This window comes from Amycolatopsis sp. NPDC033938, assembly GCF_055575975.1.
Genome location: NZ_JBVIRO010000001.1, coordinates 731,747 through 755,657 on the forward strand (window position 1 = coordinate 731,747; position 23,911 = coordinate 755,657).

19 protein-coding genes are annotated in these 23,911 nt (G+C 68.8%); 6 read left to right on the forward strand and 13 right to left on the reverse strand.

Annotated features, from left to right (window positions below; all coding sequences use genetic code 11):
* Positions 1-3: 3 nt before the first annotated feature.
* From ACZ5ZX_RS03560 to ACZ5ZX_RS03590, 7 genes are all read right to left on the reverse strand, one after another.
* Entirely contained in the window at positions 4-4,983 is a 4,980-nt protein-coding gene (locus ACZ5ZX_RS03560) for an RHS repeat-associated core domain-containing protein (RefSeq protein ID WP_465500478.1), read from the reverse strand.
* A 33-nt stretch (positions 4,984-5,016) separates the two neighbouring features.
* Positions 5,017-5,532, reverse strand: a complete 516-nt coding sequence (locus tag ACZ5ZX_RS03565) for a YbaB/EbfC family nucleoid-associated protein (RefSeq protein WP_465500479.1) — start codon at positions 5,530-5,532, stop codon at positions 5,017-5,019.
* A complete protein-coding gene (locus tag ACZ5ZX_RS03570) occupies positions 5,529-5,858 on the reverse strand; it encodes a type VII secretion target (protein ID WP_465500480.1) in 330 nt (109 codons plus the stop codon). Before ACZ5ZX_RS03570 ends, ACZ5ZX_RS03565 begins: the two co-directional genes overlap by 4 nt.
* Complete coding sequence (locus ACZ5ZX_RS03575; RefSeq protein ID WP_465500481.1) at positions 5,855-7,828, reverse strand: hypothetical protein; 1,974 nt, start codon at positions 7,826-7,828, stop codon at positions 5,855-5,857. The genes ACZ5ZX_RS03570 and ACZ5ZX_RS03575 overlap by 4 nt, the downstream gene beginning before the upstream one ends.
* 11 nt (positions 7,829-7,839) lie before the next feature.
* Positions 7,840-8,268, reverse strand: coding sequence for a hypothetical protein (locus tag ACZ5ZX_RS03580; protein ID WP_465500482.1), 429 nt, complete (start codon positions 8,266-8,268; stop codon positions 7,840-7,842).
* Positions 8,269-8,298: 30 nt separating this feature from the next.
* A complete protein-coding gene (locus tag ACZ5ZX_RS03585) occupies positions 8,299-9,153 on the reverse strand; it encodes an ESX secretion-associated protein EspG (protein WP_465500483.1) in 855 nt (284 codons plus the stop codon).
* A gap of 310 nt (positions 9,154-9,463) precedes the next feature.
* Positions 9,464-12,376 carry an ATP-binding protein gene (locus ACZ5ZX_RS03590; protein ID WP_465501027.1) on the reverse strand — a complete coding sequence of 971 codons (2,913 nt, stop codon included), beginning with the start codon at positions 12,374-12,376 and terminating at the stop codon, positions 9,464-9,466.
* A gap of 472 nt (positions 12,377-12,848) precedes the next feature.
* On the opposite strand from ACZ5ZX_RS03590, the gene ACZ5ZX_RS03595 reads away from it, so the two are divergent.
* Positions 12,849-13,943: a S1 family peptidase gene (locus tag ACZ5ZX_RS03595; protein ID WP_465500484.1), complete on the forward strand. Its 1,095-nt coding sequence runs from the start codon at positions 12,849-12,851 to the stop codon at positions 13,941-13,943.
* Positions 13,944-14,045: 102 nt separating this feature from the next.
* Here the strand turns inward: ACZ5ZX_RS03595 and ACZ5ZX_RS03600 are convergent, their stop codons facing one another.
* From ACZ5ZX_RS03600 to ACZ5ZX_RS03610, 3 genes are all read right to left on the reverse strand, one after another.
* The gene (locus ACZ5ZX_RS03600) at positions 14,046-14,450 is read right to left on the reverse strand and encodes an SsgA family sporulation/cell division regulator (RefSeq protein ID WP_465459416.1); all 405 of its coding nucleotides are present in this window, start codon (positions 14,448-14,450) and stop codon (positions 14,046-14,048) included.
* Positions 14,451-14,606: 156 nt separating this feature from the next.
* Positions 14,607-15,800, reverse strand: a complete 1,194-nt coding sequence (locus ACZ5ZX_RS03605) for an MFS transporter (protein ID WP_465500485.1) — start codon at positions 15,798-15,800, stop codon at positions 14,607-14,609.
* A gap of 60 nt (positions 15,801-15,860) precedes the next feature.
* Positions 15,861-16,334, reverse strand: coding sequence for an Lrp/AsnC family transcriptional regulator (locus ACZ5ZX_RS03610; protein ID WP_465500486.1), 474 nt, complete (start codon positions 16,332-16,334; stop codon positions 15,861-15,863).
* A gap of 240 nt (positions 16,335-16,574) precedes the next feature.
* On the opposite strand from ACZ5ZX_RS03610, the gene ACZ5ZX_RS03615 reads away from it, so the two are divergent.
* Positions 16,575-17,573, forward strand: coding sequence for a beta-ketoacyl-ACP synthase III (locus ACZ5ZX_RS03615; RefSeq protein ID WP_465500487.1), 999 nt, complete (start codon positions 16,575-16,577; stop codon positions 17,571-17,573).
* Here ACZ5ZX_RS03615 and ACZ5ZX_RS03620 read toward each other — a convergent pair.
* Complete coding sequence (locus tag ACZ5ZX_RS03620; protein ID WP_465501028.1) at positions 17,560-19,044, reverse strand: adenylate/guanylate cyclase domain-containing protein; 1,485 nt, start codon at positions 19,042-19,044, stop codon at positions 17,560-17,562. The genes ACZ5ZX_RS03615 and ACZ5ZX_RS03620 overlap by 14 nt on opposite strands.
* Positions 19,045-19,147: 103 nt before the next feature.
* On the opposite strand from ACZ5ZX_RS03620, the gene ACZ5ZX_RS03625 reads away from it, so the two are divergent.
* The gene (locus tag ACZ5ZX_RS03625; RefSeq protein WP_465500488.1) at positions 19,148-19,648 is read left to right on the forward strand and encodes an FBP domain-containing protein; all 501 of its coding nucleotides are present in this window, start codon (positions 19,148-19,150) and stop codon (positions 19,646-19,648) included.
* 690 nt (positions 19,649-20,338) lie between these two features.
* Here the strand turns inward: ACZ5ZX_RS03625 and ACZ5ZX_RS03630 are convergent.
* Complete coding sequence (locus ACZ5ZX_RS03630; protein WP_465500489.1) at positions 20,339-21,154, reverse strand: class I SAM-dependent methyltransferase; 816 nt, start codon at positions 21,152-21,154, stop codon at positions 20,339-20,341.
* Positions 21,155-21,231: 77 nt separating this feature from the next.
* The gene (locus ACZ5ZX_RS03635) at positions 21,232-21,936 is read right to left on the reverse strand and encodes a FadR/GntR family transcriptional regulator (protein ID WP_465500490.1); all 705 of its coding nucleotides are present in this window, start codon (positions 21,934-21,936) and stop codon (positions 21,232-21,234) included.
* A 74-nt stretch (positions 21,937-22,010) separates the two neighbouring features.
* On the opposite strand from ACZ5ZX_RS03635, the gene ACZ5ZX_RS03640 reads away from it, so the two are divergent.
* From ACZ5ZX_RS03640 to ACZ5ZX_RS03650, 3 genes are all read left to right on the forward strand, one after another.
* Positions 22,011-22,640, forward strand: a complete 630-nt coding sequence (locus tag ACZ5ZX_RS03640) for a GNAT family N-acetyltransferase (protein WP_465501029.1) — start codon at positions 22,011-22,013, stop codon at positions 22,638-22,640.
* Positions 22,637-22,987, forward strand: coding sequence for a VOC family protein (locus tag ACZ5ZX_RS03645; RefSeq protein WP_465500491.1), 351 nt, complete (start codon positions 22,637-22,639; stop codon positions 22,985-22,987). The genes ACZ5ZX_RS03640 and ACZ5ZX_RS03645 overlap by 4 nt, the downstream gene beginning before the upstream one ends.
* Before the next feature lie 80 nt (positions 22,988-23,067).
* Entirely contained in the window at positions 23,068-23,829 is a 762-nt protein-coding gene (locus ACZ5ZX_RS03650) for a sulfite exporter TauE/SafE family protein (protein ID WP_465500492.1), read from the forward strand.
* Positions 23,830-23,911 lie beyond the last annotated feature (82 nt).

Below are 23,911 nucleotides of genomic sequence, written 5' to 3' on the forward strand. Positions count from 1 at the left end.
ACCTCAGTCGACGTCCATCGCGTTCGGGTCCTTCTTGCCGGTGTCGAGCGGTCCGAACCCGCCGGCTTCGAGCTTCTCCCAGTCCGCCTTGGTCGGCTTCTTGTACGTCTCTTCGTGGATCCGATCGACTTCTTGTTCGTAGGTCTCGCGGTTCTGCCGCTTCATCTCCTCGGGCCAGTCGCCGTCCCGGATGGTGTCCCGGGTCATGTGCAGTTCCTTGACGTCGTGGCTGGACAGCGGCGGAGTGGTCGCGGTCGTGCCGGGCCCGGTCGAGTAGGTGAGGCCCTTACCGCTGGCGTGCGCGTCGTCGATCATCTTGTGGTACGAGTCGTCCGCGATCTTGCCGTCGAGGGTGTTGTTGGTGTTCTTGAACCCGTCCCGGAAGGCGTAGTCGAGCTGGTTGAGCTGGATCGCCGTGTTCGGGTCACCGAGCTCCAGCGCGTTGCGCTCGGAGTCGCGGTAATCCTGGCTGTTCTTGAAGCCACTCGGGTTCGCCGAACCTTCCGTCAGGTCCTGGTCGCCCTTGTTGCCGGTGCCGATGTGCGACTTGTGCGAGGGTTTGGCCTCCTGATACGCCCAAGCGTGGTTTTCCAGGTCCTTCTGCTCGTGGCCCGCGCCCCGCGCGCCACCACTGCCGCGGCCGATCGCCTCGTAGGGGATCGGGTGCTCGGACTCGTGGGAGTCGCCGGAGACCTTCTCCCGGCCGTCGTTCTTGAGGTCGTTGTCGTACTTCGCCGTGAGCCGGTTCTGCTCACGGGTCTTCGCGCCGTGCGTGCCGTCGAGGTAGCTCTGCGGAGGACGCCGCGGCTTCTTCGGTCCTGGCGTCGGCTTCGGCTTGGTGACCCGGTTGCCGGGGGACTTCGTCTTGCCGCCGCCTGCCCGCCCCTTGCCTTTGCCGCAAGTGCCCTTCTGCGGCTTCGTGGGGGCGAGGCCGAGCGGGTCGATCATGTCGGTCGGGTTGCCGACGTAGGCAAGGGAGTCCGACGCCGGTTCGAGGCCGAGCGGGTCGTGCGAGAGGTACCGGCCGGTGTCCGGGTCGTAGTAGCGCTTGAAGTTGTAGTGCAGCCCGGTTTCCGGGTCGTGGTACTGGCCGGGGAAACGCAACGGCGTGTACGCCTGCCCCGGCGGGGAGAGCACCTTGCCCCACAACGACGTGTGCAGATGCCAGGCGACGTTGCCCGCTTCGTCGAGCAGTTCACTCGGCGAGCCGACGACATCGGTCACGATGGTGTGGAAGCGGACATCCTGCCCGGCGGTGCGTTCGATCTGGGTGATCGGCCGCCGGTCCGTGCCGGGCTCCCAGTCCCAGGCGATGACGGTGCCACCCCGGATCTCCTCGGCGAGGGACGCGCCGTCCCAGGTGAAGTCGATCTGTTCGAGGATCCGGCCCTGGGTGTCGAGATGCTGTTTGGCGATCCGCCGTCCGAGCGCGTCGTAGTGGTAGAGCCACCGCTCGCCGTCGGGGGTGACGACGCCGGTCAGCCGGTCGTCGGAGTTCCACTGGTAGGTCCAGTCCCGGCCTGCCTTGCGGCGGGCGATCGTGCGGCCTTCGGCGTCGTGCAGGTACGACGTCTGCCCGGCACCGGTCACCAGGGTGCCCTGGTAGTGCCGTGGCCCGACGGCGGGATCCGCGCCCGGCCAGCCGGCCTGCGTGATCGCGCCGGCGAGGTTGTAGCCGTAGCTTTCCCGCCAGCCCTGACCCTGGATGTCGACGACGCGGCCCGCGCGGTCGACCTTCAGCGAACGCGGCCCGGACAGCAGGTCCGAGATCGACGAGACGAGCCCGTCTCGCAGGTAGCCGTACTCGCGGCGCTGCACGACACCCCGGTCGTTCGAGACGATCTGCGAGGTCAGCCTGTCGGCGGCGTCCCAGCCCTGGCGCAGTTCCACCGGCGTGCCTTCGAGGCGTCGCAGCACTTCACGGCCTGAGAGGTCGTACTCGAAGCGCACGGTACGTCCGGCGGTGCGCAGCGCGACAGGGCGGCTCGCGGCGTCGTAGGCGAAGAACGACTCGGCGCCCGACGGGGTGCGCCGCACGACGCGGCGGCCGGCGGCGTCGTACTCCGAGCGGACGACCCGGCCGTTGAGCGACTCCGCGACGACCCGGCCCAGCGCGTCGTAGGTGATGGTGACTTCGGAATGCGCGTTGCGCGCCGAGGTCATCCGGTCGGCCGCGTCGTAGGTGAACGTGGCGACGTCGTCGCCCGCCCGGCGGCTGACGACCCGGCCGAGCGCGTCGCGTTCGATGGCGACCGTCTGGCCGAGACTGTTGGCGCGCGCCACCAGTTGCCCGGCCGCGTCGTAACCGTAGCGAGTGGTGCGGCCGTTGAAGTCGGTCTCGCTGATCAGATTCCCGGCGGGATCGTAGTCGTAGCGCCAGGAAAGGCCGTGTTCGTTCGTGACCGCCACCAGCCGCAGCTCGGTGTCGTACACATAGGACAGTCGATCGCCGTCCGGGCCGATCTCGGCGACGGGCAGGTCGAACTGCGAGTACTCGGTGCGCACCGCGAGTCCGCGGGCGTCCACGGCTTCGTCGGTGTATCCCTGGGTGGTGCGGTTCCAGCGCCAGACAGAGCCGTCGGGGTCGATCTGTTCGGCGATCTCACCGAAGCCGTCCCACTTCGTCCGGGTGACCCCGCCGAGCGGGTCGGTGACCGAGGTGGTCTGGCCGAACTCGTCGTAGGTGTACCGCGTGACCCCGCCGAGCGGATCGGTGACGGCGACCGGCAGACCGGCCGCGTTGGACTCGATCAGCGTGACGCCGCCGAGCGCGTCGGTCACGACCGCGACATTGCCCGCGTCGTCGTAGCCGTAGGTGGTGGTGGCGCCGGTCGGATCCGTGGCGCGGACGAGTTTCCCGCGGGCGTCGTACTCGCGGCGCCAGACCGCGCCGTCCGGTCCGGTCATGCTGGTCCACCGGTTCAACGCGGAGTACTCGGCGAGCGCGCGGCCGCCGTCCGGCTGGATCACGGCGACGACGTTGCCCTCGTCGTCCATTTCCCACCGTGTCGTGCGGCCCAGCGCGTCGGTGCGGCTGAGCAGCTTCCCGAAGCGGTCGAGTTCGTAGCGGGTGGTGTTGCCGAGCGGATCGGTCTCCGCGATGACGCGGTGCAGTTCGTCGAGCTGGTAGCGGGTGACGTGCCCGAGCGAGTTCGTGACCGAGGTGACCAGGTTCTCCCGGTCGTACTCGATGCCGACGTCGAGGACGCCGTCGGAGCCTTGCGCGCGTACGACGCGGCCTGCGGAGTCGAAGCCGTAGCGGTACCAACGGCCGTTGACGTCCTCCCAGCGCACGATCCGGCCCTCGGCGTCATAGGTGAACCGCAAGGGCAACCCGGCCGCGTCGGTGATCTCGACCAGCCGCCGCCGCTCGTCGTACCGGTAGTTCTGCAGCGCGGTTTCCGCACCGGGCAGCCGAAGCGCGGTGACGAGTCCGTCTTTCGACTCGATGAGAAGGCGGTAACCCCCGGAGTGCACCAGTTCACTGGGAACGCCGTTGTCGTCGTAGTGCAGGAAGATCCGGTGCCCGTCGCCGTCGGCGATCGCACGCAGCGGAAGGGTGTCCCCGGTGCCGGAGAAGAACAGCACACCGTCCGGAGTGGACACGATGTAGCCATCGTCTACTTTGGACAACGCGAGTCGCTGGCCGAAAGCCGGGTAAACGGGGGCGTTGGACACCGGGACCGGATAGGACAGCAGTGTCCCGTCGGCGAGCGCGAGGTGCAGGCCGTCGTCCTCGACCTCGATCCGCTGATCCACAGTGGACGCCCACGAAGAGCCGAAGAACCGGCCGAACCGGTACGACGAAAGATGGGTCCGCGACAAGGTCAGCGGCAGGATCCCGGCGAACACGACGTCGTCCTGGGTCAGCATCATCGAACCGGTCGCGACGTCGATCGGGTCGCCACAGTCTTTGCGGTTCTTCGGCGGGACGGCGTCCCCCGGAGCCTTGTCGCCGTCCTTGATCCGCTTGTCCCGCGGTGGCGGCGAGCCGCCCCGATCCTTGGGCGGCGGAGGCGGCGAACCCGACGGTGTGGTCGGCCCGTCCGTGGTCTCGTTCTTCGGCGGGGGCGGCGGATCCGACTTCGCCGTCGGTGGCGGATCGTGCTTCGGTGGCGGCGAGCCGGACGGTGTCGTGCCGTCACCGCCGCCCTTGCCGCCCTCCGGGCTGCTCTTGGGAGTGGTGCCTTCGTCCAGCTTGTTCGGCTTGGGGCCGGGCGCGCCCTTGCCCGGCTGCAACTTCTTCAACGCCTTGGCCGCGTCGCCGAACAGGTCGTCCGCCCGCTTCAGCAGCGGCATCAACGCCTGCAGCGCCTTGACCGTCTTCTTCGTCAGGTTCGCGATCTTGCTCGCGGTCTTCGCCACGGCGTTGACCACCTGCGGGACCACCCAGGTCAGCCCGATGCCGAGGGTGAACAGCACCTGCAACGCCCAGCTGATCATATGCCCGATCAGTTCGGCGATGATGTCGCGCACCAGCGCGCGGACGGCGGCGACGACCTCACCCGCCGTCTTCACGCCGCTGGAAGCGCCTTCACAACCCGCCTTCGCGGCGTCCAGCAGGGTGACCGTGTCCTTGGCCCGGTCACGGTAGGCGTCGGCCGCGACCCCGGTCCAGCTCTGCAGGTCGGCGGAGACCATCCCGGCCAGATCCGCGCCGACCTCGCCGAGTTCGGTCGCGATGTTCTTCCAGGTCTCGGAGTTGGCCGCGATCTCGTCGGCGTTGCCGGTGAGCGCGTCGAGCGCCTCCTTGAGCGGACCGACGTGCTCCATCAGCCATCCGACGCCGTTCGCGAGGATCGCGCCGAAGGGGTCCATCGCCATCGACAGCGCGTCCAGCGCGGTCCCGACCGCGCCCAGCGCGACCGAGGCCCAGTCGCCGCTTTCGATGGCGGACTTCAGATCGAACGCCGACTCCAGCAGTGACGAGCCGGTGTACGCCTTCGTCGAGTCCTTGACCTCGGCGACCAGCGGGTTACCCACAACGACCTTCTCAGTGGTTCAGGAAAGACCGGCTCACCACGGTGAGTTGTCTTCGTCTTCCGGGGCTTCGTGGCGCTTCTCGCGAGGCGCCTGTGACGGCGGGGTGTCGGCGGAGGACGCCGGGGGAGCGGGTGGCGGAGGCTCTTCCTCTTCCATCTCCGGGAAGCGGCTGCGGAGGGTGCCGATCATCAGCGACCGGGTCTCCTGGTCCTCGTCACCGAGCGTTTCCTGCATGACCTCGGCGACCTGGCTCGCGATCCCGGACTGCGCCTGGTGCATGGTCGCGAGGATCTGCCGCGACAGCTCCTCCAGCGGGTACGTCCTGGCCTTGTTCCCGAATTCGAGATCGGTCACGCCGCCGTCCGCCCCGACGGTGACCTTGACGGCGCCGTCGGAGCTGGACGCGGTCAGCCGCAACTGTTCGGTCCGCTCTTGTGCGGCCGCGTAGCGCTGGGCCTTGTTCTCCAGCCCTTCGGCCCACTGGTCCAGCTTGCGCTGTGCCTCCTCGGGGTCCCGCATGAGCTCCCCGAGCCCGTTCGCGCCGGTCACTTCACTCCTCCGATGTGCAAGGCCTTGAAGTCGGCCTTGAACGGTTCCGCGTTGTCCCTGTCACCGTCCACATAGGACTTCGACGCGGTGCGGACGTTGTCGGCCAACGCCTGGATGCCTTCCGCGCCCGCTTTGATCGCCTCCGCCGCGCGTTCACCGGTCGGGTTGACGATCGGCGGGAGGAACGCGCACAGCAGGCCGTACGCGTCCGCCGACATCGCCGAACCGGTCGCGCCGTGCGCGGTGTCCAACCGGTCGACGAGCCCTTCGAGATGGCTCGCGTGCGCGGTCAGGTCGTCCGGATCGACCTCGAACGAAGCCGTCATTTCCAGTCCTTGTTCTTCCAGTCACCGATCACCGGTGGCGCCACTACCTCGTCCGGGGCGAAGAAGGACGGGTCGTCGGACTCGACGTAGTCGGCGACCTTGTGTTCCTTGTCGTCCTCGCCCTTCCCCTTGGCGCCGCCGGGCGCCATGCCGCCCATCGGGCCCATGGCACCGGGGGTGCCCGCCTTGCCGGAACCGGCCGCACGGGCCGCGGCCGCTTCGGCGTCCAGCGCGCCCGCGCCGACGGCTCCGCCCATCCCGAGCGAGCCCGTCGACCTGCCGGCGCCACCGAGGCCGCCGCCACCCGCGCCACCGGCGCCGGTACCGCCACCGCCGATGCCACCGAGGTTGCCGCCGCCACCCGGGATGTTGGGGAGCTTGGGCGAGGTGTACGGCGTGCCCTTGTACGAGCCGCCCTCCGGGATCGGCGGCAGTCCGCCGAGCCGCCTGCTGATGTTGTCTCCCGAGCCGCCGGGGTTCCCGATCGGCGGGATCTTCGGCATGACCGGCCCCGGCCCGCCGGTCGGCCGGTTCGGGATGGGGATGTTCGGCGGGGTGTACGGGAGGCCGGGGCCGGTGCGCGGACCACCGCCGTCGGGGATGGTCGGCATCTGCACGTTCGGCGGCTGGTACGACGGGGGCTGGATCGACGGCGGCGTGTAGCCCGTGGTGTGCGTGCCGTCGTCGAATTTGGGCAGGTTCGGCATGGTGGGGCCCGACGCCGCCGCGGGACGGTAGCCGTCACCACCGTTCGGCAGGTCCGGGACGGAGATACCGGGCAGGTTCGGGTGCGAACCGGGGCCGCCGGGGCCGCCGCCAGGGCCGCCACCACCGGGGAAGCCGCCACCGGGTGTTCCGCCGGAGGGGCCGTTCGGCGAGTTGAACGGCGACACGCCGCCGGGACCACCGGCTCCGCCGCCTTGCGTCGTCCCGTCCGTCGAAGCGGCGATGCCGTCCGGGCCCGCGCCGTTCGAGCCGACGTTGAAGGGGCTGGGGCGCTGTGTGCCGTCGGCGTTCTCGGGCGAGTTGGGGTCGAGAAGCGCGTGGGCGGGCGAACCCGCGCCACCGCCGGCCGGAGTCCCCTGCAACTGCCGGGTCGCCTGCGCGGACGGCAGCTTCGGCGGGGATGGGAACGCCGGCGTCGCGATCGCCGAGCCGACCGTGCTGTCGAACTGGGTCATCACCTGAGCGGCCCGGTCACGTGCGTCCTGCTGCTTCTTGAAGGTTTCGAGATCCTTCCCGAGCTGCGACATGTACTGATACGGGTCGGTGATCGTCTGCAGGTTGGCGTTGGCCTCCTGCACGTTGAACGGCACCGGCGGATTCGCCGCCATCTGCTTCTGCGTCTCGTTCAACGTCTGCGAGTGGATCTGCTGCTGACGCCCGGTCAGCGTCGCGCCGTTCGCGGTCGAGCCGAGCCATTTGCCGACCCCGGCGAGGTGCTCGCGCGCCGCGTCGCCGCCTTCGCCCTGCCAGTTGGCCGTGCTGGCGTTGATCGCCTTGGCCAGATTGCGCTGGTGCGTCGCGAGATCGTTGCCGACCCGGACCCATTCCTCGGAGGTCTCGGCCACCGCGGCCGAGTCCGCGTCCTCCACGATCGCGGCCTGCATCTGCTCGTGGGTGGCGTTGGCCCAGACCGTGGACGGCGGCTGGCCGGGGTTGCGGATCTCAAGGTCTTTTTCGAGACCTTGGCGCGCGTTCTCCAGCTGCTTCTCGTACATCTTCTGCGTGAAGGTGTCCTTGAAGCCGTTGAGCGCCGTGTCGCCCCAGCCGAGGAGGTTGAAGATGAGGTCGGTCCCGGCCGCGGCCCCGGCGCGGATCTCGTCACCGGACGCGGCCTTGTCCGCCAGCGGCCCCACGTAGTACTCGGACGACGAGTCGGCCGTGACATCGTAGAACGGGCTGTCCGGGTCGTAGTCCTTCGAAGTGGGATCGGAGACCTTCGTGGTCTTTTCCGCGGAGTCGCTCACTGGTCTCCCCTTCAGATCTCGGTGTCGATCCGCGTCAGATTGCGCTGGTTCTCGTCGTCGCGTTCCCGGTAGTTCCGCTTGGCGAGTTCGATCGCCTCGACGTAGGTCGGGAACTCGGCGCGGGCCGCCTCCAGCTGCGTGAGCAGACCCTGCGCGTCGGTCGCGGTGCCCCGCATGTGCCCGGACACCCAGCGCGCGGTGGCGGTGCCGCTCATCGGCGGTGACTTCTGCAGCTTGGTCAGCGCGGTCCAGCGCTCTTCGAGGCTGTCGATCACACCTTGGAGTGAGCGGATCATCTCCTCGCCGGTGGTGTCGTCGACGGCGAAGCCGCCCTGCTTGGCCATGAGCTTCAGGTCCCGGCCCGCCAGTCCGACTCGCGCCGCCATCATCGGCGTGGCGTCGGCCAGTTTCGCTTGGACCGGTTGTGCTTCCTCGGTCAACGGAGGATCCTCTCGCCGGGTTCAGGAAGGTCAGTAGATGTCCGCGATGGCGTCCCGGATCGCGTTCGCCACCCTGGACTGGCTGGCCGGTTCGTAGTGCCCGACCACGGCGCCGGAGGCCTCGTCGGTCTCGGTCCAGACCAGGTACCGGCCGTCTTCGGTGTCGAGCCAGCTCAACGGCGTCGACCGGAGCCGTTCGCCGCGGCGGCCGATGCCGCTCACGATGATGTGCCCGCCGCCGAGGCGGGTCCCGGACAGCACCTTCTCCAGGACCGCGACATCGCCTTCTTCGCCACGCGGCTGAGCCGGCGGCTCGGGCCGGGCACGGACGACGCCGGTGAACTGGAGGTTGCCGAACGCGTCGGTCTCCTCTTCGTCGAACTCCGCCTCGGCCTGACGGCGCGCGGCCATCGCGGAGACGGCGCGCTCCTCCTTCTGCACGATCGTGCGGCGGCCCGTCGACGCGGGCCGCATCCGAGGCAGGACACCGGCGAGCACCTCGACCAGCTCCTCGTCCGCGAAAAGCGCGAACTGCAGGACGTCTTCGCCGTGCGCCTGCGTGATGCCGAGCGCCTGCGCGCCGTCGGTGATGGTGAGGACGGCGATGTCCTGGCCGATGCCGTCGATGCCGTTGATCGAAACGGTGATCCGGTGGTTCGCGAGCAGCGCGAACGCGGTGCGGATGGCGGGGTTCAGCTCGCCGTTGACCGACAGGCGGCGCTGTTCGAGATCGGTATAGACCTTCCGGATGATCGCGGTGTACCGCTCCGGGTCGATCGAAGTGTTGCGGACGCGTAAGGGAAACAACCGGACATCGACGCCGAGCGCCTGCCCGACCACGGTCGCCTCCACCGTCCCCAGCGCGAAATCGGCTCGTTCAGCCATGCTTCTGCGCTACTCCCTCACGGGGGCGTGTCCCCGTCCCGATCGGCTGACCTGCAAAAAGAGCGCCGACTTTGTTAATGGCGAAAACAAACTAGCACAGCGCATGACTGTACGGAACCATACGAACACCGGTGCAGCCGATGGAATGGATCACAGTGCCCGATCGGGCACTTTTCTTGCCCCTAAAGGAAAAATGGTCACTGGCGGTAGAAGTCGGGAGAGCGGGGACAAGGACAGGAGCGAGGGTGGCGGTGGCCGTTCGGTACAGGTGGTCGTGAGTGGCGATTCGGGTTCTAACCCGAATCGCCACTCACGACCCACTCGCCGCGGGCGCGTAGGTCGACATCCGGCGGGCCACGTCCGTCCGCGAACGCGCGCCGAGTTTCCGCAGGACCTTCGCGACGTGTTGTTCCACGGTGCGCGGGGAAAGGAACAGCCCGTCCGCTATCTCCCGGTTCGTGCGCCCGTCGGAGAGCATCCTCGCGACCTCGAGTTCCCGTGGCGAAAGCTCCTGCCCGTAGCCGCGCCGCCCGCGTTGCGAAGGCGCCCACGCGCCGTGCTCCCGCAGCTGATGGCGGCATCGTCCGGCGTCCCGGGTCGCGCCGAGTCGTTCGTAGGCCTCCGCGGCCGCGGCGAGTTCCTCGATCGCCTTGCGGTCGCCCGCGGTGAGACGGCACAACGCCGCCCGCTCCCGGGCACCGATGGCCTGGTACGGCATCGGCAGCGCTTCGTATCCCGCCGCCGCCTCGTCGAAAACCGTGGCCGCGGCGGGATGTTTGCCGCGGGCGTCGAGCAGGATCGCCTGGCCGGCGAGCAGCGCGACGTGAGAGACGGGCGAGTCCTTGCCGTCGACGCCGCGGGCGAATTCCTCGACCACGGCGTCCGCCTCCGACCAGCGTCCGGCCCGCGTGTAGGCCTCGGCCGCGGCGGGGACCAGGCTCGCCGCCCACACCCAGACGCCCTTGCGCCGGGCCGCGGCGACCGCGTTGTCCGCCGCCACGCACGCACCCTCGACGTCGTCGGTCGCGAGGAGTACCCGGATCAGGACACCCGCCGCGGAAAGGACGACGGGGATGGGCCCGTGTTCCGGAGCGTGCACACTCGCCGCGGCCAGATGTCGTTGCGCGGCGGCGAATTCCCCGCGGACGGCGGCCAGCCCGCCGAGGACGAGCGACGATTCCATGACGATCGGGCCGAGGTCCGGATAGGTGTCGCGAAGCCGTTCGGTGGCCTCCGCGAGCCCGGACCACTCACCGCGCACCCAGTCCAGCCGGACCCGGGTGCCTTGCGCGAGTCCGGCGGCGTAGAGCGCCCCGGCGTCGGTCGCGCGGCGGATCCCTTCGGTGACCAGCTTTTCCGCCCTGGTCAGATGCCCGGCCCAGGACTGCGCGTCGGCGAGGTTGCACCACAGCCGCGCGAGCTGGACGCGTTCGGCCACGCCGTTGCCCTGGTCGGGCAGCTCCTGGAACTCGGCCCACGCCGAGCCGTCGCCGATATGCGCCCTGGTCGAGATCCGGTCGCCGATGAGCGCCAGCCGCAGTTCCGGGTCTTCGAGCCGGTCGAAGACCTCGCGGGCACGGTCCATCCAGACCTCGTGCCAGGACAGCGGGGTCAGTCCGTCGATCGGCTGGGCGAGCAGGTTGATCCCGCGCGCGGCCAGTTCCGGCTCGTCGACCAGTTCGGTGATGGCCTTCTCCACCTCGACCCGGCCCCGGCCGAGTCGCCCGATCGTGCGAACCAGCAGCATCCCGAGGCTGAGCCGGATCGTCCCGCGCACACTGGGGCGCAGGCCGGTGAGGTCTTCGAGGATCCGCTCCAGTGTCTCGATGACGTCCGGGCGGAACCCGCGCAGCGCGACCTGGCTGAGTTTCGTGGCCAGCCGGGCGATGGCGTCCTCGTCCAGCCCCGCTTCGGCGAGGACGGACTGGAGCAGGTCGATCGCACGTGAGGTGTCACCGCGGGTGATGGCCTCGTCGGCCGCGGCTTCGGCGTAGTGGCGCCACTGTTCGGTCCGTCCGGCCGCGCGGGAGTGGTTCGCCAGCAGGGTCAGCGGGGGAACCGGCTGGCCGGAGAGCACCTGGATGGCGCGTGAATGCAGCAGCGTCCGCTCGGGTCCGCTGATCGTGTCGTAGACGGCCTTGCGCGCCAGGGGATGCCGGAAGCCGTAGCGGTCGCCGCCGAGTTCGCCGAGGACTCCACCATCCAAAGTGGACAGAAGAGCCGAGCGGAGCTCGTCGCCGGTGAGACAGGCGAGTTCGCCGATCACCGAGGGTTCGGACGGGACGCCGAGCACCGCCGCCGCGCGGGCCAGCCGGACAGCGGGATCGGGCAGTGCTTCGAGCCGTTCGGTGATGGCCTCGCGCAGGGAGATCGGGACTTCGAGGCTTTCCAGGAGCCGGTCGGAGAGCACTTCGCCGATGGGCAGCCGCCCGGCGGCGTCGCGCAAGGCGCGCAGGGTCTCCTCGACCACGAACGGGATCCCGGCGGTGCTTTCGTGGAGCTTCGCGGTGAACGACGCGGAAACCCTCGGCAGGTCCAGCAGTTCCTCCGCCAGCTTTCCGACGGCTTCGACGTCGAGCGGACCCAGTGTCACGCGGGCGGTCTGGACGTTCGCCCGGGTGCGGAACGGGATGCCCGCGCCTGGTTGCCTGGACGGCGAACCGGTCCGGTATGCCGCGACGACGGCCAGTTCGGACGGCATGGCCGCGGTGAGGAACCGCATCAGGTCACGGGTGCCCTCGTCGGCCCACTGAAGATCGTCGATCAGCACGAGCGTGGGCCCGCAGGCGATCAGGAGTTCCCGGACGGCGCGGAACTGGCGATGCCGTTCGGCGCCCGGGTCGGTGAGTGGTTCCGGTTGGGGCGGAAGGCTTTCCGCGAGTTCGGGCAGCAAGGGTCTCAGTACCCCGGCGACCGGGCTGAGCGGGCCGAGCGGCCGGTCACCCGCCGACCGCAGCGCTTCGAGCACCGGTCCGAACGGGAACGGCTCGCGCATCGGCTGACACGCACCGAAGAGCACCCGGCCTGCCGCGAACTCGCGACGTCCTGCCAGCTCTTCGAGCAGCCTGCTGCGGCCCATCCCGGGTTCGCCTTCGATCAGCACGGCGGCGGGACGGCGCAGCAGAATCTTCACGATCGCCGAGACCTCGACGTCGCGGCCCACCAGTGCCGTCGATCCGGCGCGGACCGAAACCGAGGTCGGGCGAGGGGTGGCAAGCCACATCATGCGCTCCTCGGTGGGGAGTTCCCGGTGAGCCCGACACGATCTTGTGCGTTGTCCTGCGGAGCCTAAGCACTGCCCACCTGGTCGTAAACCTCCCAACACGGACAGCATGGGCACCCGATGAGGCCGTCCGCGGACACACCGTCACCGGTTGGCTGACGGATCGTCGGTTGGAAAATCACCGGGCACCCGAAACATCGGCGAGAAACCCGATTCGGCGATTCATCCCACGTTCAGGGGGTGGCAATGGCTACGCAAGGTATTCGCTCGAAACCCTACTTACGGACGTGTCCGTACGGGTGCCGTCTCTAGGTGACCGCCCCTGGAGCAGGGGATTCGGCAGCCGAAGAATGGGTATACCTATCCCGCGCCGACCCTGATTGCGGGCGGTCCCCGGTTCCAGAACTCTCACCCTTCAGGGGAGGGCAATCGCATGGCGAACCGGAGCCGTGCGTGATGACGAGGGAGAAGCATGAAGATCACGAAGCTCCTCGGTGTGGCCGCGACGGCAGCACTGGCCACCGGCGCGCTGGTCACGGGTACCCCCGCGGCGGCGTCCTCGGACACCCTGCTGAACGCCGGGATGGTTCCCGCCCTGCAACGGGACCTCGGCCTGACCGCCGATCAGGCACTCGCCAGGATCCAGAGCGAGACCGCCGCCGGCGCGCTCGAACAGAAACTCGCCTCGGCACTCGCCGGCAGCTTCGGCGGCGCGAGCTACAACGAGGCCACCGGCAAACTCCGCGTCGGCGTCACGGACGCGGCGAAACTGGGCCAGGTGGTGGCCAGCGGCGCGGAGGCGGAACTCGTGCGCTTCTCGGCGACCCAGCTCGATTCCACTGTGGACAAACTGAACGCGGGTGAGCGCGCGGCGGACGGTGCGATCACCGGCTGGGGTGTCGACACCAAGACCAACCGCGTGACGGTGAACGTCCTGCCCGGCAAGAGCGGCACCGTCGACTCGTTCCTGGAGAAGACCGGCGTCGACAAGGCCGCCGTCTCGGTGGTCGAGACCGCGGGGGCGCCGACCCTGAAGTACGACGTCCGCGGTGGCGACGCCTACTACATCAACAACTCTTCGCGCTGCTCGATCGGCTTCTCGGTCAACGGCGGTTTCCTCACCGCCGGGCACTGCGGTCCCGGCACGGTGACCGGGTCCAACCGGGTCGCGATGGGCTCGTTCGCCCGCACCAGCTTCCCCGGAAACGACTACGGCCACGTCCGGGTCAACAGCAACTGGGTGCCGCGCGGCGTCATCAACAACGGCACCAGGGTGAGCGGCTCGAGCGAGGCCGCGACCGGCGCCTCGATCTGCAAGTCGGGTTCGACCACCGGCTGGACCTGCGGCACGGTCGGCGCCAAGAACCAGACCGTCCGCTACGCCGAAGGCACGGTCTACGGCATGACCGCCACCAACGTGCGCTCCCAGGCAGGCGACTCCGGCGGCTCGTTCATCGCGGGCAACCAGGCCCAGGGCATGCTGTCCGGCGGTAACACCTCGGTGACGTACTTCTTCCCGGTCCGGCCGGCGCTGTCCGCGACCGGGACCTCCCTGGTCCTCGGCTGAGCCCGCCCCGGCCGCCGAGAACCACCGAAGAGGACGAAGGGCGGGCCGAGTGCCTCCAGAGCACTCGGTCCGCCCTTCGTCTTCACCTACCGCGGGATGGCTCTAGACGTTGCTGATTTCTTCGATCAGCGCGTCGATGTCGAAGTACTCGCTCTCGGAGCCGAGCGGGACCAGGTCGCACGTGGAGTCGAGGAAGGACTCGACGTCCTCACGTTCGAGCTCGAACGACGCATAGCCGTCGGGTGACTCGATTTCCAGCGTCAGCATCGCCTCGTCCTCGGAGAGGTCGGGGCGGACGCGGACGTCACCCAGTCCGGCGGGGTCGGTGAGACCGGCGGCGAGCAGCTCACGCGCGAAGGTCCACTCGACCCACCGGCCGCGCTCGGTCCGGAACGACACGGTGACGGCGTAGGGCTCGTCCACGTGGAAGGACAGGCGGGAGAGAACGGGGGTGCTGCTGTTGTTCAGCAGTACGAACTGGCTCTGGTGAACGGCGTCGGTGTGCACGGCCACTCCTAAGTGCTCGTGGTTCGCGCGGCGCGAACTTTTCGTCTCGGCAAGGAGATGCCCGGACACACGGCGAATGACGCGACTATGGGCACGTTCACGCTATCGGCTGCATATGTCCATAGTGGTGTAACGCCGGGCACAGACCCCTTGCGTTCAGGTCGATACCCGTTGTGGCGGCTTGTCCGGCAGCCTTTTCTTCAGGCCGAGTAGGGCGGGAACGGCGAGCAGCGAGGTCGCGGTGAGACACGTCCACAGTAGTGGCCCGCTCACGGAGAGCAGGCCGCCGAGGATGGCCGGGGCCAGCGCCATCGGCAGTCCCCACGACAACTGGAACAGCGCACTGGCCCGGCCCTCGGCCCCGCGTGGCGCGGCTTCGGCGGCGGCCGCCGTGGACAGCGGCGCGAACATCGCCTCGGCGACCGAGAAGGTCGCGCTCGTGAAGAGGATGAGGCAGATCGCAACTTGCAGTGGGACCGAGGTGACCGGGATGAGCAGCGCGAACGAGACTGCGAAGACCACGGCGGCGGCGATGAGCCCGGTGGTCCTGGAGTATCCGGCGAGTACGCGGATCACGAGGTTCTGACCGAAGACCACCGTGACCGTCCCGATCGTGATCGCGGTTCCGGCGATCCACTGTGGACCGTGCAGGAAGTCGCGGACCAGGATCGGCAGGATGGCGAACTTGCTCGCGCTCGCCAGGGTGAAGCTCATGTGCGTCAGGCAGAACCCGACGTAGGGGCGGTCGGAGAGGACGGTCTTCCAGCCCGTCGGACGGTCCTTTTCGGACACACCGGCGGCGGCGGGCAGGAACCCGATGAGCACCGCGGCCACCGCGAAGGTGGCGGCGTTGGCGTAGGCGATGAGGTGGAACGCCGTCGGACTCGTGATTTCCGGCAGCACCGCGCTCGCCGCCGCGCCGACGCCCGCGCCGGCGAACCGGCCGACCGTCTGGGTGCCGAGGACGCGCTCGGCGTCGCGGCCGGTGGTGAGCGCGGCGACCATCGGGGCGTTGCAGGTCCAGAACAGCCGGTCGCCGACGCCCGCCACGAGGGTGACGGCGACGACCTGCCAGACCGAGGTCAGCAGCGGATAGCAGCCGAAGGCGGCCAGTCGCAGCAGGTTGCCCGTGATCAGGAGCGTGCGCGGGCCGAAGCGGTCCATCGCGGCTCCCGCCAGTGGCCCGGTCGCCAGCGCGAGCAGACCGCCCGTGCTGAGCGCCGTACCGGCTTCGATCAGGCCGAAGCCCTGGCCGTGGACGAGGAAGAGCAACCCGAACGGGAGCCAGATCCCGCTGCCGAGCGCGTCGATGAAGGTGGCGGTGAGAAAGAGGCGGAGCTGTCTCTGCATGGCTGCTGTGGTCCTTCCCCCAGAAGGCAGCAGGCCAGAATAGCGAAGATCAGCTTCGGGTCAAGGCTCCAGCGGCAGCGTCAGCCCCGTCTTGACCCGGTCCATCGCCACCGACGTCGTGAAGTGCCGGACGTTCGGGTTGTCGAAGAACATCCGCCGCGTGAACGTCTCGAAGCCCGCCATGTCCCGGCAGGTCACCACGAGCACGAAGTCCGCGTTGCCGGTCACGTAGTAACACTGCTGGACGTTGTCGTCGGCGAGCACCTGCCGCCGGAACCCGTCGAGTACCGCGAGGCTCTCCCGCTCCATCTCGACCATCACCACGAACGTCATCGTCAGCCCGAGCGCCTGCGGCGACAGCACCGCGACCTCGCGCTCGATCACCCCGGCCTCGCGCAACCGCTTGATCCGCCGCTGCACGGCGGCGGCGGACAGGCCCACCTTCGCGCCGATGGTCTCGGCGATGGTGCGGGCGTCGGCCTGCAGGCAGGAAAGGATGGCGACGTCCAGGCGGTCGAGGTCGGGTGTGTGCACCTGATCAGGCTAACCGGACTACTCGCCGGACCGCCCGATCCGCGGCCGCGCGTCACGGCGTGTGCCCGGTCACCACGTTCTTCCAGGTCAGCGGTGGTTGACGCTGGTACGGCCCGGTGCGCCGGGAAAAGTGAGAATTCTTTGAAATGTGACCCGGAACACAACTGGTCAGTCTACTGAATGGTAGCGCTTACAAGTGAATGACAGACCTGTTCTTTTTCCGCGCGAAAGGATTCCTTGGTGCCCTCATCTCAGGCGGCCGTTATCGCCGGTCTCGGCTCTTGGCTGCCGCCACGCGTGGTGGGCAACGAGGAGATCGCCCAGCGGCTGGACACCTCCGATGAGTGGATCCGCTCGCGTACCGGCATCGCCGAACGCCGGGTCGTCGATCCCGGAACGTCCACTGTGGACCTCGCGGCCGAGGCGGGGCGCCGGGCGCTGGCCTCGGCCGGGGAGGACGGCGCGGACGCCGTCGTGCTCGCGACCTCGACGGCCGACCAGCTGTGCCCGGCCAGCGCGCCCCAGGTGGCGACCAAGATCGGCCTGAACGGCGTCGCGGCGTTCGACGTCAACGCCGTCTGCAGCGGGTTCATCTACGGGCTCGCCACCGGCGCCGGGCTGATCGCCGCCGGTATCGCGCGTCGCGTGCTGGTGATCGGCGCGGACGTCTTCACCTCGCTCGTCGACCCCGACGACCGCGGCACGGTGCCGATCTTCGGCGACGGGGCGGGAGCGGTCCTGCTGCGCGCGGGCGAGGCCGACGAGCTCGGCGCGCTCGGCCCGTTCGACCTGCACAGCGAGGGCGAACTCGCGGAGCTGCTCTGGGTCGAGGCCGGTGGCGCGAAGAACCGCCGCTCGGAAGACCCCCGTGACCACTATCTGGTGATGCAGGGCCAGACCGTCTTCCGGCACGCCTGCGCCCGGATGGCCGAATCGGCCCGCACGGTGCTGGACGCCGCGGGCTGGGGAGTCGGCGACATCGACCGGTTCATCGGGCACCAGGCGAACATCCGCATCCTGCAGACCTGCGCGAAGCAGCTCGGGCTCGCCGAAGAAGTGATGTATTCGAACATCGAGAAGGTGGGCAACACGAGCGCGGCGTCGATCCCGATCGCACTGGCCGACGCGGCCAAGGACGGGACGCTGCAGCCGGGTCACCGCGTCGTGATGGGCGCCTTCGGGGCCGGGCTGACCTGGGGCTCGACGCTGCTGCGCTGGCCGGACGTCATTCCGGGCTGAGCGCGCTCGCCGCCCAGGCGTGCGTCGGTTCACGGCGGCCACGCAGCTCGAGTTCCGCGAACGGCTCCCAGTGCGAGCGCTCGCTTTCCAGCGCCGCCTTGAGTACCGCCTCGCTCGCCAGGATCCGGCCCTCGGCGGATTTCGCGTACTCGGTCAGGCGTGCGGCCTCGTTCACCGCGTCACCGATGACGGTGTACTCGAACCGGGTGCTGGTACCCAGCTGACCGGCGAAGACGCGTCCGCTCGCGACCCCGATGCCGAGATCCAGCTCGCCGGTCTCCTGGACGGCGTCCCGGATCGCCCGCGCGGCCGAAAGCGCGGCCGTCGGCGCGTCCGCGAGCCGGGTCGGCGCGCCGAAGACGCAGAGCGCGGCGTCGCCCTGGAACTTGTTGACCAGCCCGCCGCGCGCCCCGACGGCGTGCACGACGCTGGTGAAGAACCGGTTGAGCATCTTCACCAGGTCTTCGGGTGGGGTCCGGCTCGCCAAGGCCGTCGAATCGACGACGTCGACGAACAACGCCGTCACCTCGCGCACGTCACCCGAAAGGGAGGCGCCGTACTCGAGGGCGTGCCGGGCGACCTCGTCCCCGACATGCCTGCCGAACAGGTCGCGCATCCGTTCCTGCTCGCGCAGTCCGGCGGCGAGGTCGTTGACCGAACTCTGCAGCAGGCCGATCTCACTGGAGTCGTCGACGTCGACCACGATCTCCTTGTTGCCGCGCGCGATCTCGTCGAGCGCCACACGGAGCCGGTGCAACGGGGTCGCGACGGCCTTCGCGAGCAGGCCCGTGCCGATCGCGCCGACGCTCAGCCCGATCACCGAAAGCATGATCAGGCTCGCGACGTGGTCACCCTGGCCGAGGTCCGGCGGCGTGGCCACCAGCAGCACCCCGAGGAACGGGACCCCGCTCGCCAGCGACCAGGTGACGACCACCCTGGTCCGCACGGTGACCCTGAGCGTCCCCTTCGGCGGGGTGACCTTGAGCGCGATCGTCATCACCGGACGCGCGACCCATTCCGCGGCGAGATAGGTCAGGCCGACCGTGGTCAGCCCGCCGAGCCCGATGACCAGCGCCATCCCGAGGGAGTCCATCCAGGACCCGAGCACCCTGGCGAGTGAGCCGAGCACGATCGTGGCGATCAGCCAGAGGGTCCCGCTGACGATCGCCATGTCGACCGGGAGCCGGAGCGCCCGCTCGGCCTCGGCCTTCGTCGGCGGGCGGCCGAAGACGAACCAGACCGCCGTACGCCGCTGCAGCCACGCCGTCCACAGAGTGCCTGTCACCAGCGACAGCGCCACTATCCCGGCGGCGGTGACCGAGAGGATCCAGCCGCGGTCGCCGACCTCGCTCGGCAGGCCCTGCACGAGCAACAGCAACGCCACGACACCGGCCCCGCACACGCTGGATCCGATGCCGAGCGCGGCGAAACCCAGACTGGTCCTGAGCACCAGCCGGAACCGGCTCGACATCGTCTTCCCACGCACCCGGTGATCGTATGACCTCCGGCGGAAAACGGTTGGCCAGTTCTCGCGTGCGGTGGTTACCGTGCGGGCGAGAGTTTGGGAGAAACCGATGGAACCGCTGGGACAGGACGAGATCAGGGCGTCCTTTGTGAACTGCTCGCGTGGCGAGGCCAAGGGGGTCACGCTGCCGGCCCCGCCGGACGAGATCCCTTGGGAGAAAAGGGAATTCCTCGGCTGGCGCGATCCGAAGGCGGCCTCGCGCGCGTATCTCGTGCTGCCCTATCAAGGGGAGATCGTGGGTCTGTCCCTTCGCGCCGCGCCCCGGCCGAAGGGCCGTGTCCTGCTGAGCAACATGTGCGGCCTGTGCACGACGACACATCCACTGGCCGACATCGCGCTGTTCTCCGGCCGCCGCGCGGGGAAACCCGGCCGCGAGGGGAACACGCTCGGCATCTACGCGTGCGCGAATCTGGCGTGCAGCCAGTACATCCGCGGCGAGCTGACGCCGGACGTGCCGCAGCCGTTCGAGTCCTTGACGCTGGAGGAGCGCGTCTTCCGGCTGGAGGACAAACTGCACCGGTTCGTCGAACGGGTGCTGGAGTCTTGCTGAGGCCCCCGGCGGTAGAACGCATTTAGAGGACTATTGGGGGGTAAGCCAAATATGGCGTGATCGGTTCGTTGCCGTGAAGGCCCCCTTGCTTACCCTGAAGGTAGCGAAGGAGGCCTTCGCTACCTTGGTTGCAGTCAGGTACTCCTCGCTGAGACTGGGCGCTTTCAGACAATTATGTGTCCGATTTAGGCCTTAATGTGCGGTTTTGCGCGGGGTGGTGAGTGGCAATGAGGGTTCTGGCCAAGGGTGTTTTAGGTACCTACGGCGGGTGGGTCCGGTGACGGCCGGGCCGTGAAGGACTCCTTGAGGGACCCAGAGTCCCTCAAAGTTCCCCTCACCCGTCGCGGACGACCATCACGAGCCTCAACAGCACCACCAGTCACAACAGCTGCGCGTGAAGGACCCCTTCCCTCGGCTCAGCCGAGGAAACTCGACCTTCACACCTTCCCCAGTACATGATGGCCCCCTTCCCCGCGCCTAGCGCAAGGAAGGGGGCCATCATGCACCTCACGCCAGCAAGTCCGCAGGACACGAGTAGGTACCTAAGAGAGGGTTCGCTCTAACCCGAATCGCCACTCACGACCCTCTTATGGACACCCAGTCCTCATCCCGGCCTCGGTAGCCAGTCCGGACCCGCGGGAGGGCACGCCATATTCGGCTTACCCACCAACAAATGCGTTCTGCCGCGCCTCAGAACCGGAACCGCAGGATGCGTCCCATCTTCTTGAAGGCCGGGATCATCCCCACGAGCCACAACTGCGCCCGCATCGACGCCGAGAGCCGGTCCTTCGTCTCAGGTGTCGCGTAGTCCGTCGCGTCGAGCTTCGTGACCAGCATCAGCCCGAGCCGTTCCAGTTCGGAGATCTCGTCGATGCCCCAGTACAGCGTCGCGTTCGCCTTGCGGACCACGGGATTCAGCTTCTGCAGCTTGATGCCGAGCCTGCTGAAGGTGTCGAAGACCATTTCGCCGCCCTGCGGGAAACGCGCGATCAACCGCCTCAGCAGCTCTTCGCCCTCGGACGGCCGAAGGTACATCGTCAGCCCCTCCGCGATCACCAGACCGGGTTTGTCCGACGGGATCTCGTCGATCCAGCCGAAGTCGGTCACGGACGAGCCGATGGTCCGATACCCCTCCCGGTCCGGATAGATCCGGCCGCGCAGGTCGACGACGTCGGGGTAGTCGACGTCGAACCAGCGCACCGAAGGCGGCGGGTCGACGCGGTAGACGCGGCTGTCCATCCCGCAGCCGAGTTGCACGACCGTCGCGTCCGGATGCTTCCGGAGGAAGTCCGCCGCCCATTCGTCCATCGGCTTCGCCCGCAGCGCGACGGTCAGGCCCATGTCTTCGGTGACGCCGAGTTTCGAAAAGTCGTAGTCGATCTGCTTCACGGCCTCGTCGGCGGCCTGGTCGCCGAGGATCGGCCGGTCACTGCGGGCGTCGAGCGCGCGGCCGTACAACGTGGCCAGCATCGTCGCCTTCTCTTCGGTGAATCGGACCTTCTCCACCGCACACCCCTATCAGAAGTTTCACAACCTTCTGAAAACTCTACTCGCGCGCATCCGGGTCCGCCATCAAGGAAGCGTTAATCCCGCGTCGTGTAGTCGTGGACGGAGGTCTTGGCGTCGAGCAAATGCTTCCGGGTGATCTCCCGCGCGGCGGCCGCGTCCGACCGGCGCACCGCTTCGAGGATCGCGCGGTGTTCGTCGACGGCTTTGCGGATCTGGCCGGGTAGCCGCAGCGCCGCCCGCCGTTCCTCGCCGACCAGCGAGAGCACCGAACGCAGCAGATCGGTGACGTCGTCGTTGCCCGCGTTGCCGGCGATCACCCGATGGAATTCCGCGTCGGCCGCGATCACGCGCAGCATGTCGCCGTCGGCCGCGGCCTGCTCCATCTCGTCGACGGTGCTCTCCAGCCGCGCGAGCACCCGCGGCGTGTGCTGGAGCGCGAGCCGCTCGGCCAGTGTCGGTTCGACGGTGGTCCGCAGGTCGAACAGCTTTTCGACCAGTTGCTCGTGTTCGGAGAACCAGCTGCGCAGCGGTCGTTCGTCGAGGTTCTCACGCACGTACGTGCCCGAACCCGGCCGCACCTGCACGTAGCCGATGGAGTCCAGCACCCGCAACGCCTGCCGCAGCGAACCACGGCTGATCCCGAGCTGTTCGCAGAGCGCCCGTTCGGCGGGCAGCCTCGACCCGGCGGGGAGCCTGCCCGAGTCGATCATGGCGCGCAGATGATCGACCGTCGCGCTCCACACCTGCTCCGCGCGGACTTCGCGCTCGTCGTCGGCCACTGCCTCATCCTCGCAGGTTCGGGGAACCGGCCGGGATTGTCGGTGGCCGGTGTCATCATCGGAGGATGACTGGGGTGGCAGGGCTGATCAAGGCATGGGTGCACGGCTGGGCGCTTTCCCGCGGCGTCGGGCTGCCGGTCGCCGAACCGGACGGCTACCGGCTCGACGTCGGGCGTCCGGGGCATCGCGTGAGATACGTGCTGGCGGACGCCGCGTCGGCCGCTCGCCGGGCCCGCGCGTTGACCGAGCCCGGCACCTGGCTGAAGGTGAGCGGTTCCCGTGAAGAAGTGGCGGAGACGGTGCCGCCGAACTGGAAGGTCGGACCGCCGGAGTATCTGATGAGCACCCCGCTCGCGATGCGGCCCGTCATGGCCGCGCCCGAGCCGTACCGGGCGGAACTGGTCGGCGACGGCGTGGTCACCGACGTCGTGGTGCGCGCGCCCGACGGCTCGCGCGCCGCCACCGGCCGGGTCGCGATCGCCGGTGGCACGGCGGTGGTCGATCAGGTGGTGACGGAGCCCGAACATCAGCGGCGCGGGCTGGGCCGGTTCGTCATGCGACGGCTCGACGAAGTGGCGGTCGCCGCCGGGGCGGAAAGAGCGGTCCTGGTGGCGACGGAGGAGGGGCGGGCGCTGTACCTGGCGCTCGGCTGGACGGTCGCCGCGGAGATCACCGCGGCCCATCTGCCGGAGGAGGACTCATGACGGCGGTGTTCAAGGACATCTGCCTCGACGCGAACGACCACCAGGCCCTCGCCGACTGGTGGTGCGCCGCGATGGGCTACGTCCGCCGTCATCAGGAGGAACGGCCGCTCCAGTGGCCGGTCGCGATCGTCGATCCGGCCGGTCGCGGCCCGCTGATCTGGGTCAACCCGGTGCCCGAGGCCAAAACCGTGAAGAACCGCATGCACATCGACGTCTTCGGCTCGACCGCCGAACTCGTCGCCTCCGGGGCGAAGCTCGTGCGGGCCGCGGAGGGCGAGATCGAGTGGGACGTGCTCGAAGACCCGGAAGGCAACGAGTTCTGCGTGTTCGTGCCGAACGGGGCATAACGGGCACATGAATGTTCGACTAGACACATCCAGAGCGCGAAAGGAGGTAACCCTGTTTATGGTGCGCGAGTGAGTGCTTTATGACGTGGTGGCACGCGGTCCTGATCTTCATCGCGGGGCTCTGGGCGGGCACCATCAACACGGTCGTCGGTTCGGGCACATTGGTGACGTTCCCAGTCCTGGTCGCGCTCGGCTACTCGCCGCTGACGGCGACGACGTCCAACGCGATCGGCCTCGCCCCGGGCACCGTCAGCGGGGCGATCGGCTATCGCCAAGAGCTCAAGGGTTACTGGCCGGAGGTCGTCAAACTCGCCGTGGCGTCGTTCTTCGGCGCGATCTGCGGGACGATCCTGCTGCTCTCCCTGCCCAAGGACGCCTTCGAGACCGTCGTGCCCGCGCTGGTCGGGCTCGCGGTGGTGCTGGTGATCGTCCAGCCGCGCGTGGCCGCCTGGGTCGCGAAGCGCCGCGAGGAGAACGGGAAGGTCCACAAGATCGGGCCGCTCCTGCTGTTCCTGATCTTCCTGATCGGCATCTACGGCGGATACTTCACGGCCGCGCAGGGCGTGATGATGGTCGCCGTGATGGGGATGCTGATGTCCGAGTCGCTGCAACGGCTCAACGGCGTCAAGAACGCGCTGTCCGCCGTGGTGAACATCGTCGCCGGCACGATCTACGCCTTCATCGCGCCGGTCAGCTGGCCGGTGGTCGCGCTGCTCGCGGTCGGGTCGACGATCGGCGGCCAGATCGGCGCGAAGATCGGCCGCAAGCTCTCGCCGAAGGTGCTGCGCGGCGTGATTGTCGTGGTCGGCCTCGCCGCGATGGTGCAGTTGCTCCTCAAGTAGGAAAGCCCGGATCGCGACGTGCCGTGAAGGGCCCCTTGGGGGACTCAGAGTCCCTCAACTTTCCCCTCCCGCGTCCCGGAGG